This is a genomic window from Streptomyces sp. NPDC058052 (assembly GCF_042885515.1).
In the GTDB taxonomy this organism is placed as follows: domain Bacteria; phylum Actinomycetota; class Actinomycetes; order Streptomycetales; family Streptomycetaceae; genus Streptomyces.
Genome location: NZ_JBHVRX010000004.1, coordinates 24482 through 42613, shown reverse-complemented (window position 1 = coordinate 42613; position 18132 = coordinate 24482). Strand labels below are relative to the sequence as shown.

Here is an 18132-nt window from a genome sequence, read left to right as displayed (position 1 = left end):
AAGTACCGGCACCACGGCACCACACCGCACCTATCGCACACCTGCAAAACCCCAGCACAGGCATCCTGCTCCAGTGGCTTCAGAATCGCCACGCACTGCACACGGTGCGTCATCGGGAAGTTGTAGATCCAAAAACAGGTCAAAGAAGACTGCAGGTCAGAGTTGCGAAACGAGCGAGACGGACTCAAGGCCAGTGTGCATTATGTGCACGACGGGCGGTACCGATTCTCACGCGAGATCGGACAAAAGCAACTCCAGTTCCCTCTCCTCCTCGACACGGACGCCGAGTTCGGCGACGGTCGCAGCAAGTGCGGGCTCCCAGGGAGTCACCGTGGGGGTGCCTGGGAGCGATGACAGTGGAGGTGTGGCGCTACGGAGCACGGCGGCGCGGTAGTCCGCAGCCGTGTAGCGCCAGGGCCGCCACGGGACGCGGCGGCGAAGGACGCCGGCGATCCGGAGTCCGCCCCAGTCGAAGTCCCCGTGGTAGTACAGGGTCGCTCCGTGGTCGTGCAGCCCACGGAGCAATGTGAGGGCGGCGGCGGAAGGCTGACCTTGGAGGCAGACCAGGGGCGGGCAGGCAGGACCGAGCGTGTCGGCCGCCGCCGCGAGGACGGTCGGGTTCTCGCAGATCCGCACCATGGGAGCGGCGACGGCCGGCGGCTTGCGGGTGAGCTGGCGAAGGGTGAGCACGCAGGGTTCGCCGTCTTCGGCCAGGTGGTCCAGGGCTGGAGTGCCGCGCAGGTTCAGGGTCAGGACGGTCGAGGACAGCTCGTCCCGCAGCAGTCCCACCGAGGCCCATGCCTCGCGTCGCCATTCGGCGCCCTGGCCGTCGTGGAAACCGGTCAGCGCACGAGCCCCGGACAGGGTGAGGGTGGCCAGCGGTGTGCCGTCGTCAAGGGCGTGAGCCCAGCCGAGGACCCGGGCGGCGAAGGCAGGTAGCGAGACCACCGGGACGGCGGGGAGCGCGCGCAGGGCGGTGGACACCCCGGTGAGCAGATCGAACGCGACGTCTGGAGTGCGCCCCAGGCGCCGCGCCAGGCCGTCTGCGCGTATCCGGGCCGCCCACTCCGCAAGCGCGGGGACCGTAGCGACGAGCTCGTCGAGCGGCGTGTGCGCCCGCTTCCAGGCGTCCTCCTCCTCTTGACGGGTTTGGACAAGCGAGGTGACAGGCCCGGTGAGCGCCGCGACCGCGGCGGCGAGGCCATGGGGGCTTGCGCCCGAACGGCGCAGTACGGCGTCGACCGCTTCCAGCCGTACGGTCAGAGACTTGCCGCCACCGGGGGCCCGGGCGAGAAGTCGTTCGGCCGCCGCCCGCTGAGCCGAAGTGGGATCGGCCAGGGACACGGAACCAGTCAGGGGCTGCCCGGCCACCAGTCGTCGGCGCGCTCGTTCGACGAGCCAGGAGAGGTCCGGTGTGCCGAGCAGCCTGGCGAGCCGCGGGCTGTCGACTGCTTCGGTGCCGGGCTCAGGCCCGTGGGTCAGTTCCACAGCGGCTCGGGCTCCTCTGCGCCGGGCGCGTCCTGGAGCGCGTGCCGTACGGGGTCCTCGCGGCGCTGCCGTCGCGTGCCGTCCCATTCCCAGCGGGTGACGAGGACCGCCGCCACCTCGTCGATGCGAGACAGTTGAGCGATGGCGATGCCGGGCACCTGCGGGTAGCAGGCCCACTCCCGTTCGCTGGTCATGACCACATCGAGGTCGAAGGCGCTCAGCAGGCCGAGGCACTTGGCGCGGGAGTCGTCGTCCACGCCGGCGAACGCCTCGTCGAGGGTGACCAGCCGGGGCGCGTGGGGGCTGCCCGCGCTGGCGTAGTGCGAAGAGGCTGCGGCGAACAGCGGTACGGACACGGCGAGGACGCGTTCTCCGCCGGAGGCGGGGCCGGTGGCCGGGACCCAGCGCCCGTGCTGGTGGCGCTCGACGCCGAATTCGTGCCAGGAGCGGTAGTCGAGCGCGGCGGTGAGGTGTTCGAGCCAGCTGCCCGAGCCGTCGCCGGACTGCTGGCGGGCGATCTGGGCCTGGAGGAACTCGCCCACCGCCGCACGGTCCTCCGACGTCCAGGCGTCCGCGGACTGGCGCAGCCTCTCGCGGGCTTGGGCCAGTCCGGACGGGGCCTTGCGCGAGGCCCGCCACACCAGCCGGAGTCTCATGCCGGTGGAGGTGGGACGGTCCTCCAGTTCGGTGTTCATGTCCCGCACCTGTCGTTCGGCGGCACCGATGAGTTCCTGGAGGGTGCCGGCGACCTCGTTGATCAGGTGGGTTTCGAGGATCTCGCGTTCGTGCGCGGACAGGATGCGAGTGAGCTCGCCGACCTCCGTGGCGAGCGCGTCGGCGAGTTCGGGTACGGCACGCTCGCGCCCCTGGTAGACGATGTCGACGACCACGCCGTCCTCGACCATGCGGGCGGACGCGCTGTGCCCGTGCCGGGACAGGGTGTCCTGCAGGGTCTTGAGTTCCTCGCTGAGTCGACGCTGGACGCGTTCCCAGGCGGCATCCGTGTCGTCCACGGAGGACAGGCCGGAGTCGATGGCGCGGGCGAACGCGATGGCCGGGGTCGCAGCCCAGTGCCCGTCGTCCGAGGCGGGGACGGTGACCTCGGGCAGCGCGACCGCGACCAGACCGGTGGCCGTGAAGCGCTGGAGCGCGGCGATGGTCTTCGCACGTGCGTCGACGGCTTCGGCGAGGTGCTTCTCCAGCTCCTCGATCCGCCCCTCGGCCCGGATCGCCTCCCGGTCCGCCTTGGCGTGACGCTGTCGGGCGTTCTTCTCGTCGGTCTCACAGATCCGCTGTGCCTCGGCGGTCTCGGCGAGACGCCGTTGGAGTTCGGCGACGGCGGCACCGACGGTGGAGCGCAGGGTCCGGTGCCGCTCGTCGGCCGCCGCCGCCTCACGCGCCGCCTCTTCGGCCCGCTGGGCGAGGTCGTCGACCCGCTGCTCCGCCTCGGCCACCTCGGCACGCTCGTCGTCCACCTGCCGCGCGGCCTCCCCTTGTTCGCGCAGCGCGGGCCAGAGAGCCGCCAGCGCGGTGGCGAGGGAGCCGAGGGCGTGACGCACGGCGGTGAGTCCGGCCCGGTCGGCGGGCAGCACCAGATCAGCGGCGGCCTCGGCGAGTTCGACGGCGGCCCGCTCGGCGTGCTCTGCCGCCTTGCTGACCTCGGTGGCACGCCCTTCGTACCGGGCACGGGCCTTGCGTACGGTCTCGGCGGCGGCGCTCACGAGCGCGTGTGCCTTGGTGAGCGACGACTCGTCGGGGACGTCGGCGAGTTCGGCGTCGAGCGTGCGCCGGCGCGCCGCGATCGCCTCGGACCGAGCCGCGAGATTCTCCGACTCCTTGCGCAGGGAGGCGAGTTCGATGCCGAGCGCGGCGACACGGGCCCGGCGCGCCGCCTCGCGCGCGCCCTCGCCGATGTACGTGGCGGCGGGCTTGGCCCACGTACCGGTGAGCGCACCGATCCGGAAGCGCCCGTCGGGTGCCACCCATGTCGCGGCTCCTCCCCCGCCGTCGAGGCCGATGGCGGCAAGAAGTCGGGGCACCGTCGTCTCGTCCAGGGCAGCAGCCTGTCCATCGCCGTCGTCCACGGCCGGGCACAGCACGTCTGCCAGCGAGGAGCCACTCACCGGTCCGTTCGACGGGGAGAGCAGGACGTCGTGTCCGTCCACAGCGAGGGCGGAGCCGTCGGGCAGCACCCAGGCGTCGAGGAGGCCGGAGGCTTCGAGCGCCGCTTCGAGCCCGGCACGGTCCGCTTCGGGCAGTTCGTCACGGAAGTCGACCAGGCGCCAGAGCGGCGCGCCCGGCAGCGTTGCGCGCAGGCCGGGGGCGCGCGTCGCCGGGGGCCGGGGCTCGCGTCCGGTGCCGGCTTCCAGCGCGGCGAGCTCGCGACGGGCCTCGGCGGTGCGCTCTGCCAGCTCCGTGGTCTCGCGGGCGGCTTCGGCCGCCTGGTCGGCGAGGTCCGCCGAGCGGGCGGTGTGCGCCCGGGTGACACGGACCCGCGCCGGGTAGGGGCCGTCGAGGTGACGGGTCCACTCCTGGAGTTCGTCCAGGAGACCCGTCTCGTCGGAGTAGGCCAGCTCCTTCCAGGCGCGGGCGCGCTCGCGTACGTCGTCCAGGAGGGCCCGGCCCGCCCGCGCCGCGTTCTCCTCCGCCTCGCCGTGCGTCTCGGCGGCCAGCGCGAGGTCGGTCTCCGCCTCGTCGAGACGACCCGACGCCCGACCGTGCGCGGCGGCTGCCTGCTCGGACGCTTCGAGGCGGCCCTCGACGTGGTCGAGCGCCCGCTGGGCGCGGTCCGTGGCTTCCTCGACGGCCCGCCGCGATGCGGGCTCGGGCAGCAGGTCGTCCGCCGGTAGGGCGACGTGCCCGGCGGCTGCCTGCTCCCGCGCGTGGGCGTAGGTCTCTTCGGCCCGGCCCCGCGCGGCACGCAGCCGGTTGCCGGCGGTGCCGAGCCGCCCGAGCGCCTTGGTGTGGTGGGCGTCCGCCTGCCGCCGGTCCTCCCGCGCCTGGTCCGCCGCCTGCCCGGTTCGCGTCACGGCCTGGGCGGCGTGCTCCAGCTCCCGGGCGTCGCGCATCTCGGGCGCCTCGCGCAGCGCTGCCTCCTGAGCCCTCAGACGTTCCCCGGTCTCGGCCAGGGAACTGATCTCCACTTCGGCCGCCGCTCGCTTCTCCTCGGCGCGGGTTCGACGCTCCTGGCCCTCGGCCAGATCTCGCTGCACGCGCTCGTAGCGGGAGTGCTCGGTGCGCGGAAGCCGGGCACGACGCCGGGTGGCGATCCGGGCGTACCGCCTGTAGTGCTCCAGGAAGGCGGAGGCGGCCCGCTCGGCGGCGGACGCGGCCGCCAGCTCCTCCTTCTCCTCGTCCAGGGAGCGGAACGCCTCGGCCACGTCGGCGATGACGGCCTGGTCCACGGGCGGCAACGCCTCGGTGAGCGCGCGGGAGAGAGCGGCTTCGTTGGGCCGCTTGGAGAGCTGGGGCTGGCGCAACTGGACGAGCAGGTCGACGAGGGCGGCGTACCGCTGCTCGCCGAGGCCGAAGAGCGCTTCGTCGACGGCCCTGCGGTACGCCTTGGCCTGGTCGTACACCATGCCGTGTCCGGCGACGGCCTCGGCGAGGCGGTCCCGGGACAGGGCCGTGCCGGTGGCGTCGAGGAGTCGGAAGGTCTCCTCCGTGCGTTCGACGGAGCCGTGGTCGACGCGCTGACGGGTGACGGCGTACCAGTGCCGGGCGATGCCCCGCCCGCTGACGGCCTTGAGCCCGCACAGCAGGGTACGGAAGTGCTGCTCACCGGTCGTGTCGTCGAGCCTGCCGAACTCGACCCAGGTGTAGCCGAGCCGTTCGGAGTGCGGGTGCTCGCCACCGAGGAGCAGGTTCCACTCCATCCGCTTGCCGGGGTCGCCGTCGGGTTCGACACGACGCGGGCTGAGGTCACCGTCGAGCAGGAACGGCAAGGTCAGGGCGAGCACCTTGGATTTGCCGGTGCCGTTGTTGCCGCGCAGCAACAGGCGCCCGTCCCGGAAGTGGAACTCGTCCACGTCGTAGTGGAACAGGTCGACGAGCCCGACGCGCAGGGGCTGCCAGCGGGTGCGTCGCGGGGTGGGGAGGCGGGTCACGGGGCGGCCTTTCGCGGCGGAGGCACGGGGGCGGAGCCGGGTCCGCGGATGACGGTCTCGCCGACCGCGTACCGGGCGAGGGCGGGTCGCACCACGACCGTGTACGGAGTACGGGAGACCAGGCCGAGCGCGGTGAGCCGGGCGACGGCCTGTTCGACGAGCTCGGTCTCCATGCCTGGCTCCCGGGCTGACTTCGACCAGAAGCCGCCGTGCCGGGAGGCGAGTTCACGGACTCGGAGGGCAAGCTCGTCGAGATCAACGGGGCCGTCGGCGGCGGCCAGGTGCTCGGCGAGCAGCAGGGTGACGTGACCGTAGGTGCCCTGTTCGGGCATGCGGAGGTCGGTGAGGTCGTCTTCAGGGTCGACCATGGCGATTCCCTCGGCGCGCACCTCGGCGACCAGTCCGGTCAGCTCGGTGATCCGGGCGGTGAGGAAGCCGCGCTGCCGCGTGAGGTAGCCGAGTTCGGCGTCGCTCAGGTCGTCGTAGTAGAGCACCGGGTCGTCGAGGAGCGTGCGGGTGAGCGAGCGACGCATCGCACGGAAGCGCAGCTCGTCGCTGTCCAGGGCGGTTTCGGCGACGAGTTCGGCGAGCCGGTCGTCGAAGGCTTCGGCGTGGACGGTGGAGGGGCCGCGGCGGGAAGCCAGGAGCCCGGCGAGGACCCGGCGTTCGACGTCGTACAGGACGTCGCCCGCTCCGCTGACGTAAGCCTCTTCCTCACCCGCGACCCGCCGCAGCACGCCGAGGTCGAGCAGCAGCCGTACGACGACGGCGAGGTCGAGGCGCTCGTCGCGGCGTTCCAGGGCGAACTCGATCCCCGTCGCGGCGAGTCGGGGATCGGCGGCGTCGAGGACGATCTGGTCGGCGAGGCGCCCGAGGGCGATCTGGGCCTCGCCGCGTTCGAGGGCGGCGAGCGCGAGACAGAGCAGGACGTAGCGGCGGCGGGTGAAGGGGGCGGCACCGCGGGTCGTGTCCCGCGCGGGGTGGGTCGGGTCGGTGAGGACACCGGGACTCTTGCGCAGCCTGGCGGCTTCGGCGTCCACCTGGAGTGCCCAGCCGGTGTTGCGGTCGAACCACTCCCGTAGTTCCGATGCGTGCCGGCGGGCGAGGCGGAACTCGTCGGCGTACCGGCCGCGCGCGAGCAGAAGCGGCTGCTTGAGCAGGGCGCGGGCCGCCTTGCGCAGCTCGGCGGCGTGCTGGCCGTCCAGCACCTCGGCGAGTGGTGTGGTCATCGTCCGGGTTCTCCGCCCGCCAGGCCATCTCCGTCCGTCAGGCCGTCTCCGTCCGTCAGGCCGTCTCCGTCCGTCAGGCCGTCTCCGTCCGTCAGGCCGTCTCCGTCCGTCAGGCCGTCTCCGTCCGTCAGAGCGTCTCCGTCCATCAAGTCGACGATCTCGATGAGGTGGTCCGGGCCGCTGAAGACTCCGCCAGGGGTACGAACCTCGGCGGTCGTGCCGTCGGCGAGTGCGGTGAGTCTGATCTCCATGGAGCCGTCGTTGCTGGTGGCGGTGGTGTGCCGCATGCCGGGCCGCCAGGTGGCCAGGGCGTCCCCGAGCAGCTGGAGGAACAGCCCGAAGGAAGCGGGGTCGAGCTCACCGAGACCGGACAGGCGCGTGACGCCATGGGTGACGAGCCGGGCGCGGGCGGCGGCCGTTTCGGCGGCCTGCTTGGCGGCGGTCTCGGCGAGCGAGCGCCGCCGCTCCTCCCGGTCCTCGACCTTGCGGGGCTTGCCACGCCGCTCGTAGCTGCCGGTGCGGCGCAGCTGCGGGCTGATGCGCAGCGGCTCCGCCTCGGCCCACGGGGTGGCGGCCGGGACGGGCCGCGCCGCGCGGGCGGCGAGGGTGTCGGCGTCGACGGTGAGGTGCCGGGCCGGATAGAGGCCGAAGGCGGCCCGCCACAGCCGGTGCCGGGCGTCGTCGTCAGGCGCCTCGGCGAACCAGCGCGCGAGCGTACGGAAGTCGGCCGACCGGTCGGAGCGACCGGCCCGGCGCTCGTTCAGCGCTCGTACGACGGCCAGGAGCTGGGGAATGGCGCCGAGCGCCCGACTGCGCAGGAGCCTGGCCTGCGACTCGCGCCCGTCCCTGCTGATGAACCACGCGCCGAGCCCTGACCAGCGGGCGGCCCACCGCTCGTACACCTCCCGTTCCGCGTTCGCGGCCTCCTCCGGCGAGGCGTCGGCGGCCTCCCGCTTGGCGGCTGCCCACAACAGAGGCTCCACCCTCCCGTCCTCTTCCAGCTCCAGGATCAGCCGCGCGATCCGCCCGCCCAGCGTGATCAGATCCTGGATGAACCGCTCCAGGTACTGGATGAGCCGGTCCTTGTACGCGAGGAAGACCTCCTCCTCGACATCGTGCAGATCGATGGTCCGCTGGAGCGATCCCATGAAGGCCCGGGCGTTGTCGGCGAGCGCCGCGAACCGGCTGGCCAGCGCGTCGAGCGCCAGATGCGTCTTCGCCGGATCCGGCTCCTCCTCGGCAGCAAGGACGAGAAGGGCGCGAAGCTGGGTGACGATGTCGTGGAGGGCCACGGCCTGAAGGGCGCCGCGACGCCCGAGCGCCTCGTCATAGGCGGACAGCGCCTCCTCGGCGGCCTCTCCCTCCCGCGTGAGCTGGTAGATGAACCGCTTCCGGTAGAAGTCTTCGACCGCGGTCACACGGGCGGTGTCGGGGTCCGCCCGCAGATTGCCCCAGCCAACGAGCTTGTCGAGCGCGCCGGCGACGGCATCCGGCTCGGCGGGCCGGATGTCCGCCGGCAGTGCGGTGTGCACGTCCTCTGGCCGTAGATGGACCGCGAACCGTTCCTTGGCCGTCAGGAACGCCCGCATCACCTGGCGGTAGAGCGGGGCGTTCGGCACGGTGAGGTGAGTGAAGGGGCCGAAGCCCAACGGCTCGGGAAGCTGGCCGGTGGAGGCGCTGGGGGCGGTGACGGTCATCGCCCGTCATTGTCACCGGGGTGCGGCGACCGCGGAGAGAGACCGAAGTACCTGGCTGATTCACGCCGCCCTGGTCGACTCGGGAGGGCAGGCGAAGCCTGAGCTCGCGGGGACTGTTCTCGATCACCCATGGCTGTATCCGGCCAGGGCATGGGCGGTCTGACCCGAACCCGACCGTATGTCGGACACCGCCGATACCCTTGGCCCGTACGTACGCGACCGTCGCGCGACCTTCGGTGGATCTTCGAGGTGGAGACCAGAGTGAACACAACGCCGCTGAGCCCGGACGATCCGGCCGAGCTGGGCGGGTTCACGCTGCTGGGACGGATCGGCCACGGCGGCATGGGTCAGGTCTACCTCGGCGAGTCCGCCGCCGGTGAGGCCGTCGCGGTGAAGGTGATCAAACCCACGGTCGTCGATTCGGAGACCCGTCAGCGGTTCGCCCAGGAGATCGAGGTCCTCAAGACGATCTGGGGACCTCGCGTCGCCGCGTTCGTGAAGGCCGACACGGAGTCGGAGCAGCCGTGGCTCGCGACCGAGTACGTGGAGGGCCCCGACCTGCGCCGGCTCCTCGACACCCGGGGTGTCCTGTCCCCGCTGGCGGCCGCCTCGCTCGGCGCGACCCTTGCCGAGGCGCTGGCCGGAGTCCACAGCCAGGGGCTGCTGCACCGGGACCTCAAGCCGGCGAACATCCTGCTCGGCCCCAACGGCCCCAAGATCATCGACTTCGGCCTCGCCGTCTTCGCCGAGTCCAGCGCCTCCCTCACCGCGCCGAACATGGTGATGGGCACCCCCGCCTGCATGTCTCCGGAGCAGGCGAACGGAGAGAAGCCCCTGACGGCACCCGTGGACGTGTACGCGCTCGGGGCGGTTCTGCTCTTCATGACCACGGGCCACTATCCGTACCAGGCCGATCACGTACAGGTGCTCTTCAGTCACATCGTCAACCCCGACAAGGCCCCCGACCTGTCGGGAGCCCCCGAGGAACTGGTCGATCTCCTGTCGTCCATGCTCCGGTACGCACAGCACGACCGTCCGACGATGGACGAGGTGGTCGCCCGGTGCGTGGCGGTCATCAAGGCGCACGGGGCGACGGTGGCCCAGGCTCGACGACAGCTGGCCTCCCTCACCGCGGCCGCGTACGAAGCACCAGAGCCCTCCCCCGTACTGGCTCCCACTCCGCCGCCGACGGACGCCGAGACCTTCGCCGAGGCGTCGACTCTCCTGGCCCCGAACCCGGCGGCCGTGGCGCCGACCGTCCCGCTGCCGCAGCAGTCCGCCCCCGCCCAACCGCCGGGTTACACCCCGACGGTCGTGGTGACCACCCCGGACGCAGAGCCCACAGCCGAAACCCCGGCACAACCCACGCCGGCCACGCCCACTCCCGCGCCTCCCGCCGGCCCTCGACGTTCCGCCGCCGCGCTCCGGATCGCATCCCAGTTGCGGGAGACATACGCGTCGACAGCGGCGTTCTGAGCGGGCCGACAGACAGCAAGGCGCCGGGGCCCCCGGACAAAGGTGACCATCGCCCCTTGTCCGGAGTCATGGCCCGCACGAAGATCTACACAGTTCAGCAGCTATCAGGAGGTACCGCGGGTGACCGCCCAGCAGTCCAGTCGGCAGTCCGGTCGGCAGCCCGCCCCGGGTACCGGTACGAGTCTTCCGCCCGGCGCCCAGATCGTCGTCCGCGATGAGGAATGGCTGGTCAAGAACGTCACCCGGACCGATCATGACGGCGACCGCATCGAGGCCGTCGGGATCTCCGAGTTCGTCCGCGATCAGGAGGCCGTCTTCTTCACCGGCCTGGAGCGCACCCGCGACGGCGCGCCCGGCATCGAGCTGATGGACCCCGCCAAGACCACCCTGATCAGCGACGACTCGCCGAACTTCCGCCGCAGCCGGCTCTTCCTCGAAGCGATCCTGCGCAAGACCCCGCTGCCCCAGTCCGAGCGCGGCCTGGCCCTCGCCGACAGCTTCCTGCTCGACTCGCTCCCCTATCAGCAGCGGCCCGCGCAGCTCGCACTCTCGGGCCGGAACCTGCGCCCCCGCATGCTGATCGCGGACGTCGTCGGCCTCGGCAAGACCCTGGAGATCGGACTCACCCTTGCGGAGCTGATCCGCCGCGGCCGCGGCGAGCGGATCCTCGTCGTGACCCCGCAGCACGTTCTGGAGCAGTTCCAGCACGAGCTGTGGACGCGGTTCGCGATCCCGCTGATCCGCCTCGACTCCGCGGGCATCGAGCGGATCCAGCGGGAGATCCCCGCGGGCCGCAACCCCTTCACGTTCTTCAAGCGGGTGATCGTCTCGATCGACACCCTCAAGAACACCGATCAGTACAAGCACCACCTGGAGCACATCCGGTGGGACGCCGTCGTCATCGACGAGTCGCACAACCTGATCAACCGCGGCTCACTGCGCAACCAGCTCGCGCAGCTCCTCGCCCCCCAGACCGACGCCCTCATCCTCGCCAGCGCCACCCCCCACAACGGCAACGCCCGCTCGTTCGCCGAGCTGATCGCGCTGCTCGACCCGGCGGCGATCCGCGACCCGGAGCGCTACTCGGCCGAGGACATCAAGCACCTGTTCATCCGCCGCACCAAGGTCAGCGCCGAGGTACGGGAGAAGATGTCCGGCCAGTGGGCCGACCGGGGCCCTTCCGAGTCGGTGCACTGCCCGGCGACCCCGGCCGAGGAGAAGATCTTCGAGGAGCTGGCCCAGGTCTGGCTGCCCGCCGACGGCCGCTCGGTGAGCGAGGTCCCGCTCTTCCCGTACACGCTGCTCAAGTCGTTCCTCTCCTCGCACGCCGCCCTGAGCTCGACGGTCGACACCCGTATCAAGACGCTGGAGAAGAAGAACGACCCGGACGCGACGGGCACCGAACTGGCCGCCCTCCAGCGCCTGCGGGAGCTGACGGACGGTCTGACCGCCCAGGACTCGGCCAAGTTCACCGCTCTCGTCGCTCAGCTGAAGGCGATCGGGGTCGGGCCGCGCAGCGAGACACGCGTCGTGGTCTTCTCCGAGCGCGTCCAGACCCTGGAGTGGCTGCGCTCCGCCGTACCGGCCGCGCTCGGCTTCAAGGGCAAGGCCCTAGAGGAAGCAGCCCGTGTGATGCACGGCGGCCTCTCCGACGAGCAGCAGATGCAATGCGTCGAGGACTTCGGCCTCGCCGACGCACCCGTACGCATCCTCTTCACCGGCGACGTGGCCTCCGAGGGCGTCAACCTCCACCGGCAGTGCCACCAGCTCATCCACTACGACGTTCCGTGGTCGCTGATCCGCATCGAACAGCGCAACGGCCGTATCGACCGCTACGGCCAGGTCCACAAGCCGCAGTTCCGCGCCCTGATCCTGACCAGCGAGGTGGACGGCGCGAAGGACGACCGCACGGTCGCCGAACGTCTTCTTGAGCGGGAGGACGAGGCACACCGCTCGCTCGGCACGGCGGAGGCGGTCTCCGGCCTGTACCGCGCGGAGGCCGAGGAGAAGTCGCTCATCCAGGACCTGCTCAAGGGCCGGACGGTCGACGAGTCCCTCCAGCACACCGCCGAGGAGGCAGGCGGGGCGGACGACTTCCTGGCCGACTTCTTCGCCCAGGTCGACGACGTGTCCGACGAGCCCTCCGCCGAGACTCCCGCATCGGACGGTTCCTCGGCCGCCCCGCCGAAGGCCCACGTGCCCCGTCTCTTCACGACCACCCGCGAGTTCGTCGACGAGGCCGTACGGGAGGTCTACCCGGACGCCCAGCAGTCCCTCGGGATGGACCGCGACCCCGAGAACGGCCTGATCTCCTTCAAGCCCCCTGTCGACCTGGTGCACCGCCTGAAGGCGCTGCCGCCCGACTACCGCCGCGAGCAGCGCCTGAGCGAGCGCCTCCTCGTCACCCTCAACCGCAAGCTGGCCGACCGCGCCCTCGTACGGGCCCGCGAGTCGGGCACCTCCAGCTGGCCGGAGATCTCCCTGCTCACCGACCTCCACCCGGTGGTGGAGTGGCTGACCGACAAGGTCCTCGTCAAGCTGGGCCGCCAGGAGGCCCCGGTCATCACGGCCGGCGTCGAGGCCCCCGTGTACCTCGTGCAGGGCATCTACTCCAACGCCCTGGGCCGCCCGACCGTCGTCAAGTGGATGGCCGTCACCGGCGAGGACGTCACCGACGACATGGTGGGGATACTCCGCGAGGCCGGCATCGGACCGACGATGGCCAACCCCTTGCACCCCCACGACGTGGACGGCCTGCGGGCCGGCATCCCCGCCGCCCTGGAGGCCGCCGAGGCCTTCCTCTCGCGCCACAGCTCGGAGTGGGACAAGGCCCTCCTCGCGCCGATCGAGGAGTACCGCCACCGCCTCGGCCAGTGGGAACAGGCCACCCTCGCGGGCGAGGAGACCAAGGACGACCTCTCCCGCCTCGCCGACTCCCTCCTGACGACGGGCCGCCCGATGCTCCGCGTCCTGGCCGTCCTCGACTCCGCCCACGGCTCCGCCGCGCACGCCTAGGAGAATCCCCATGACGTACGACTCCCTGGTCAACCGCGGTGACTACTTCTCCGCGCACTACCTGGCCGAGGTCTTCCCGAAGGACCTCAAGTCCGGGCTCCTCGCGGCCTGGAAGACCCGCGAGGAGGAGGCCAAGTCCTCGTCCTCGGACTCCGAGCAGGAGCCGGACCCGGAGGCCCTCCCGGTCACCCCTCGTATGGGTCTGCGCGCCCTGCGCCGCCCGTACTTCCGTACCCGCGCCTTCTTCGCGGAGGCGGCGGTCGCACACGACGACGCGACGACGTACGACGCGCCCGAGTGGCGCGAGCGCGCGACCTCCCTCAACACCTCCGTACTCCGCGCCCTCGGCTACGACGCCAAGCCCCAGACCCTCACGGTGTCGCGAGCCGACCACACGTACGAGATCCCGGTCGCGCACGCCGAACCCGGCCTGGTGGCCGTCGACTGCGGCTGGGCTGCCGAACCCGACGCGGCCCTGGACCCGGACGGCCCCGGCCGCCTCCTCACCCCCGTACAGCTGGACGCGTCCTCTTCCCTCCGTACGGGCTCGAAGCTTGCCTCGTTCCTCTTCGCGAGCGAGGACGCACCCCGGTACGTGCTGCTGCTCGCCGGCGGCGTGATCGTCCTCGCGGACCGGGCGGCCTGGGGCGAGGGCCGCTACCTCGCGGCCTCGCTCGACACCTCCCTCGACCGCAACAACACCAAGGACGGCCAGGAACTCGACACCCTGGCTGCCTTGTTCGGCGCGGACTCGCTGCGTACGCCGGAGGAGGGCGGCGAGAACCCGCTCGCCGGACTCGTCGACAAGTCCACGAAGCACGCGGTGGGTGTCTCGTCCGAACTCCGAGACGGCCTGCGCGAGTCGGTCGAACTCATCGCTAACGAGGTCCTGGAACGGATCACCAGCCATGAGGGCGTCCACCTGGAGGACGTGAAGGAACTCCCCGAACTCTCTCGGCAGCTCACCCGCGAGTCGCTCCGCTACCTGTACCGCATCCTCTTCCTCCTGTACGCGGAGGCCCGCCCCGAACTGGGCATCCTGCCGTCCGACTACCCCGAGTACCACCAGGGGTACGGCCTCGGCCGTCTCGGCGAACTCGTCGCGGAACGCGACCTGGTGGGCGAGAAGGCCCGCGAGGGCGTGTACCTGTACGAGTCCTTGGACCTGCTCTTCAGCAAGGTCCAGGAGGGCTACCGGCCGCGCCGCACGCACGGGGTGGCGGAGAAGGAGTCCGAAGACATCGGTCTCCGCTTCGAGCCTCTCCACTCGAAGCTCTTCGAGCCGGAGTCGATCCGCCTCATCGGCGCGGAGTCGGTCAAGGACCCCCGCCACGACGACGACTCGGACGAGGGCCCGCGCTACCTGGACACCCGCCTCCGCAACGCGACCCTGTACAAGGTCCTGCGCAAGCTGATGCTCACCCGGGGCAGGAAGGGCGAGCGCGGCGGCTTCATCTCGTACGCACAGCTCGGCATCAACCAGCTCGGCGCGGTGTACGAGGGGCTGATGTCGTACGCGGGATTCATCGCGGGCGAGGAACTGTACGAGGTCGCGAAGAACGGCGACCCGAAGGACGGCTCCTGGCTGATCCCGTCCTCGAAGGCCGACGAGTACGCGGACTCCGTCTTTGTGCGCCGCCGGGACGAGGAGACGGGCGCCGACGTCCGGGTCCGGTACCGCCCGGGCTCGTTCGTCTACCGTCTCTCGGGTCGCGACCGTCAGACCTCGGCCTCGTACTACACGCCGGAATCCCTGACGAAGGTCACCGTCCAGCTGGCGTTGCAGCACCGCCTGGACCAGGACGACACGGTCACAGAAGCCCGGGAACTCCTGGACTGGAAGATCTGCGAGCCCGCCCTCGGCTCGGGCGCGTTCCTCAACGAGGCCATCAACCAGGTCGCGGCCGAGTACCTGCGCCGCCGCCAGGACGAGACCGGCCGGGCCATCGACACCGAGCAGTACCCGGTGGAGCTCCAGAAGGCCAAGGCGTACATCGCGCTGCACAACTCGTACGGCGTCGACCTCAACTCGACGGCCGTGGAGCTGGCCGAGGTCTCGCTGTGGCTGAACACGATGCACCCGGGCATGGAGGCACCGTGGTTCGGCCTGCACCTGCGGCGGGGCAACTCGCTGATCGGCGGCCGTAGGGAGATCTACGGCGCGGAGCGCCTGAAGAAGGGTGGTTGGCTGGGCGCCACGCCGGAACGCTTCCCTCTTACGGATGCGGGGGCGGGCCTGCCGACCGGCTCGGTCCACCACTTCCTGCTCCCGGCGAAGGAGTGGGGCGCGGTCGCGGCCGAGAAGGAGGCAAAGGCGCTGGCCCCGGACGAGGCGAAGGCGCTGGGTGCCTGGCGCAAGGCGATCACGAAGTCGCCGAGCGCGAAGCAGACGGCCCGGCTCCAGGGGCTCGCGCGTCGGGCGGAGTACCTGTGGCAGCTGGTGGTGCGTCGTCTGGAGATCTCTGAGCGGGACATCAGCCGCAAGATCGACGTCTGGGGTGCGGAGCAGGAGTGGCTGCGGCAGCCGGTGGAGGCGGTCCAGCGCGAGGAGGTCCTGGCGGACCTTGAGGCGGTGGACACCCCGTACTGGCGGCTGAAGACGCTGATGGACGCGTGGTGCGCGCTGTGGTTCTGGCCGGTCCAGGAGGCGTCGCTGCTGGATGGTACGAACGGCCGGTACCGGCAGGCGGTGGAGCTGGCGGAGCAGTCGGCTGCGTATGAGGTGGCCGTCTCGGGAGCGGAGGACGAGGACGCCGGCGTCCTGATGTCCTGGGAGGAGGAGGCCCTGCCCGGTTTCGGTATGGAGGCCAAGCAGCTTTCTCTGACGCAGGAGGACGTGGCCAAGCGGCGGATGGGCCGCCGCAAGGAGTCCATTGCGGAGAAGCGGCGCGCGGTGATCCCGCTGGCGAACCTGGACGACTGGCTGGACTTCGCGGAGTCGTTGCTGGGGACGCAGGATGTGCCCTCGAAGTCTCTGATCGCCGAGTTCGAGTCGCTCAGCGCTCTGGGTCCGTACGAGAACGCCCTCCCCGACCTGATGGGCATGGACCGGTTCCAGTGGCTGCTGCCACGATTCCCGTGGGTGACTCAAGCCGAGAGCATCGCGGCCCAGCAGGGCTTCTTCCACTGGGAACTCGAATACGCCCAGGTCTTTTTGCGCGGAGGCTACGACCTGCAGGTGGGCAACCCTCCGTGGGTCCGTCCCAGGTGGCAGGAGGACGTGGTCCTCGCAGAATTGGAGCCATGGTTCGTTCTGTCGCAGAAGCCGAGCCCAGCCGAGTGGCAGCTACGGAAGCAGGAAACCCTTGGCGACAGCACCTCTCACACAACTAGGTACCTCCTCCGTGAATTGACCATGAATACCGGGACAGTGGCGATGCTAGGTGACGCCACTACCTACCCTCTACTCGCAGGGACACAGCCCGATCTCTACAGGGCGTTTATGTGCCGCACTTGGCAGTCACTCTCCCCTCAGGGGGTCACCGGCCTCATCCACCCAGACAGCCACTTCGCCGGCACGAAAGAGGGTGCTCTTCGCGCTGCAACGTACTCTCATCTGAGATTCCACGCCCATTTCATCAATAAGCTCCTACTGTTTAGCGAAGTCAATGACAGCGCACAGTTCGGTGTGCACGTCTATGGAGAAGAATCAAACAGTCCAGCATTCAGGAACATGAGCTGGATTATGACCCCATCCACCATCATCGAATCGCTACAACACGACGGATCCGGAGAAACGCCCGGAATTAAACACCGAGGACATTGGGACTTCCGACCTCACGAGTCGCGAATTTTGATGATCGATGGCGAGATCCTCGAATCATGGAATCGCCTATCAGGTGACGATACCGTTCCGACGAATCAGACACCCTTGCTCTACCCAATCACGCGCAACGAACAGGGGGCAATCGAATCGCTATCGACCGCACCTCTGCGGCTCGGATCAGAGGATCCCTACATCAGCCGGGGGATCGACGAGGCGACCGGGAAGAAGGATGGTCGCATCACATGGGATACATCGGCCCCACGCTCACTCAGTGACGTAATCCTGCAGGGCCCCCACTTCGGCATCGCAACACCGTTCGAAAAGCAGCCAAATCTGCCATGCCTCCATCGAAACGACTACGCCCCCTGGGACCTCACAACCCTGAGCGAGACCGCCAAAATGCGGACGAACTATGTGCGATGCGAAACGGAAGTCGAATATATTGCCGCGCAAGACAAGTGGCAGGGGAGGCCATTCACCGAGTACTTCCGACTCGCTTGGCGGGAGATGATCCCGCCAAGCAATGAGCGCAGCCTTTTTGCCGCCATTATCCCGCCAGGCCCCAATCACATTCACGCAGTACGCTCAATGTTTGTGCAAAGCAACCTAACGACCGCTCTCCAATGTGGCTTCTGGGCATCACTCCCGATGGATTACCTGCTGCGCATCACGGGGCGCGGTCACCTCGATGTCGGAACCGCACATAAATTGCCCGCAGCCACTCCAGAGCACCCGCTCGCCCACCCTCTCCTCCTGCGTACGCTTCGGTTGAATTGCCTCACCAACGCCTACGCGCCACTCTGGCAGGAGCTGTGCCACCCCACGTGGCCAGGATACGAAGGGTGGACTCAGAGCTGGCCTAACCTCAAGCCACTCGCCGAACATCTCGCCGCCGACTGGCGTTACGACACCCCCCTGCGAAGCGAGTACGAGCGCCGCGCCGCGCTTGTCGAGCTGGACGCACTCGTATCTGTCTGGCTTGGGATCGCTTCAGATCAACTCGTCGCAATCTACAAATCTCGGTATCCGTTGCTTTCCGAACGCGGATCAGAAATGTACTTCGACGCCAACGGCCGTAAGATCTCGCGTGATTCATTCTCATATGGCTACGGCCAGACCAAGGAGACATACCTGGCTCTCCTCGATCACCTGGACAGCCCGGCCACCGTCCCGCCCCCCGAGGGGTACACCGCACCCTTCTACAAGGCTGACCGGGAGACCGAGATGCGGGCAGCGCACGCGCACTTCTCCGCTCGGCTCGACGCGGAGATCGCCGCCGGCCGGTGGACGCCGCCCGTGAAGGGTGACGCGTAGGAAGACGAACGGGCCGCGCCAACCGAGGTTGACGCGGCCCG

7 protein-coding genes are annotated in these 18132 nt (G+C 70.0%); 3 read left to right on the top strand and 4 right to left on the bottom strand.

Annotation, left to right across the window (positions count from 1 at the left end):
- Positions 1-228: 228 nt before the first annotated feature.
- Genes ACFVU3_RS06925 through ACFVU3_RS06910 form a run of 4 tightly spaced genes read right to left on the bottom strand, consistent with a single transcriptional unit; the run spans position 229 to position 8520 of the window.
- Positions 229-1488: a TIGR02679 family protein gene (locus ACFVU3_RS06925; RefSeq protein WP_390064360.1), complete on the bottom strand. Its 1260-nt coding sequence runs from the start codon at positions 1486-1488 to the stop codon at positions 229-231.
- Positions 1479-5594, bottom strand: coding sequence for a TIGR02680 family protein (locus tag ACFVU3_RS06920; RefSeq protein WP_390064358.1), 4116 nt, complete (start codon positions 5592-5594; stop codon positions 1479-1481). Before ACFVU3_RS06920 ends, ACFVU3_RS06925 begins: the two co-directional genes overlap by 10 nt.
- A complete protein-coding gene (locus tag ACFVU3_RS06915) occupies positions 5591-6823 on the bottom strand; it encodes a TIGR02678 family protein (protein ID WP_390064357.1) in 1233 nt (410 codons plus the stop codon). Before ACFVU3_RS06915 ends, ACFVU3_RS06920 begins: the two co-directional genes overlap by 4 nt.
- The gene (locus tag ACFVU3_RS06910) at positions 6820-8520 is read right to left on the bottom strand and encodes a TIGR02677 family protein (protein WP_390064355.1); all 1701 of its coding nucleotides are present in this window, start codon (positions 8518-8520) and stop codon (positions 6820-6822) included. The genes ACFVU3_RS06915 and ACFVU3_RS06910 overlap by 4 nt, the downstream gene beginning before the upstream one ends.
- 261 nt (positions 8521-8781) lie before the next feature.
- Here ACFVU3_RS06910 and ACFVU3_RS06905 point away from each other — a divergent pair, with 261 nt between their 5' ends.
- The 3 genes from ACFVU3_RS06905 to ACFVU3_RS06895 all read left to right on the top strand — a co-directional run bounded on the left by ACFVU3_RS06905 (position 8782) and on the right by ACFVU3_RS06895 (position 18091).
- The gene (locus ACFVU3_RS06905) at positions 8782-9996 is read left to right on the top strand and encodes a protein kinase (protein WP_390064353.1); all 1215 of its coding nucleotides are present in this window, start codon (positions 8782-8784) and stop codon (positions 9994-9996) included.
- 120 nt (positions 9997-10116) lie between these two features.
- A complete protein-coding gene (locus ACFVU3_RS06900; RefSeq protein WP_390064352.1) occupies positions 10117-13011 on the top strand; it encodes a DEAD/DEAH box helicase in 2895 nt (964 codons plus the stop codon).
- 10 nt (positions 13012-13021) lie between these two features.
- Positions 13022-18091 carry a class I SAM-dependent DNA methyltransferase gene (locus ACFVU3_RS06895; RefSeq protein ID WP_390064350.1) on the top strand — a complete coding sequence of 1690 codons (5070 nt, stop codon included), beginning with the start codon at positions 13022-13024 and terminating at the stop codon, positions 18089-18091.
- Positions 18092-18132: the final 41 nt, after the last annotated feature.

Bases quoted from the DNA above. Each gene is read 5' to 3' on its own strand.
- ACFVU3_RS06915 (WP_390064357.1), bottom strand. From the start codon at position 6,823: ATGACCACACCACTCGCCGAGGTGCTGGACGGCCAGCACGCCGCCGAG.
- ACFVU3_RS06910 (WP_390064355.1), bottom strand. From the start codon at position 8,520: ATGACCGTCACCGCCCCCAGCGCCTCCACCGGCCAGCTTCCCGAGCCG.
- ACFVU3_RS06895 (WP_390064350.1), top strand. From the start codon at position 13,022: ATGACGTACGACTCCCTGGTCAACCGCGGTGACTACTTCTCCGCGCAC.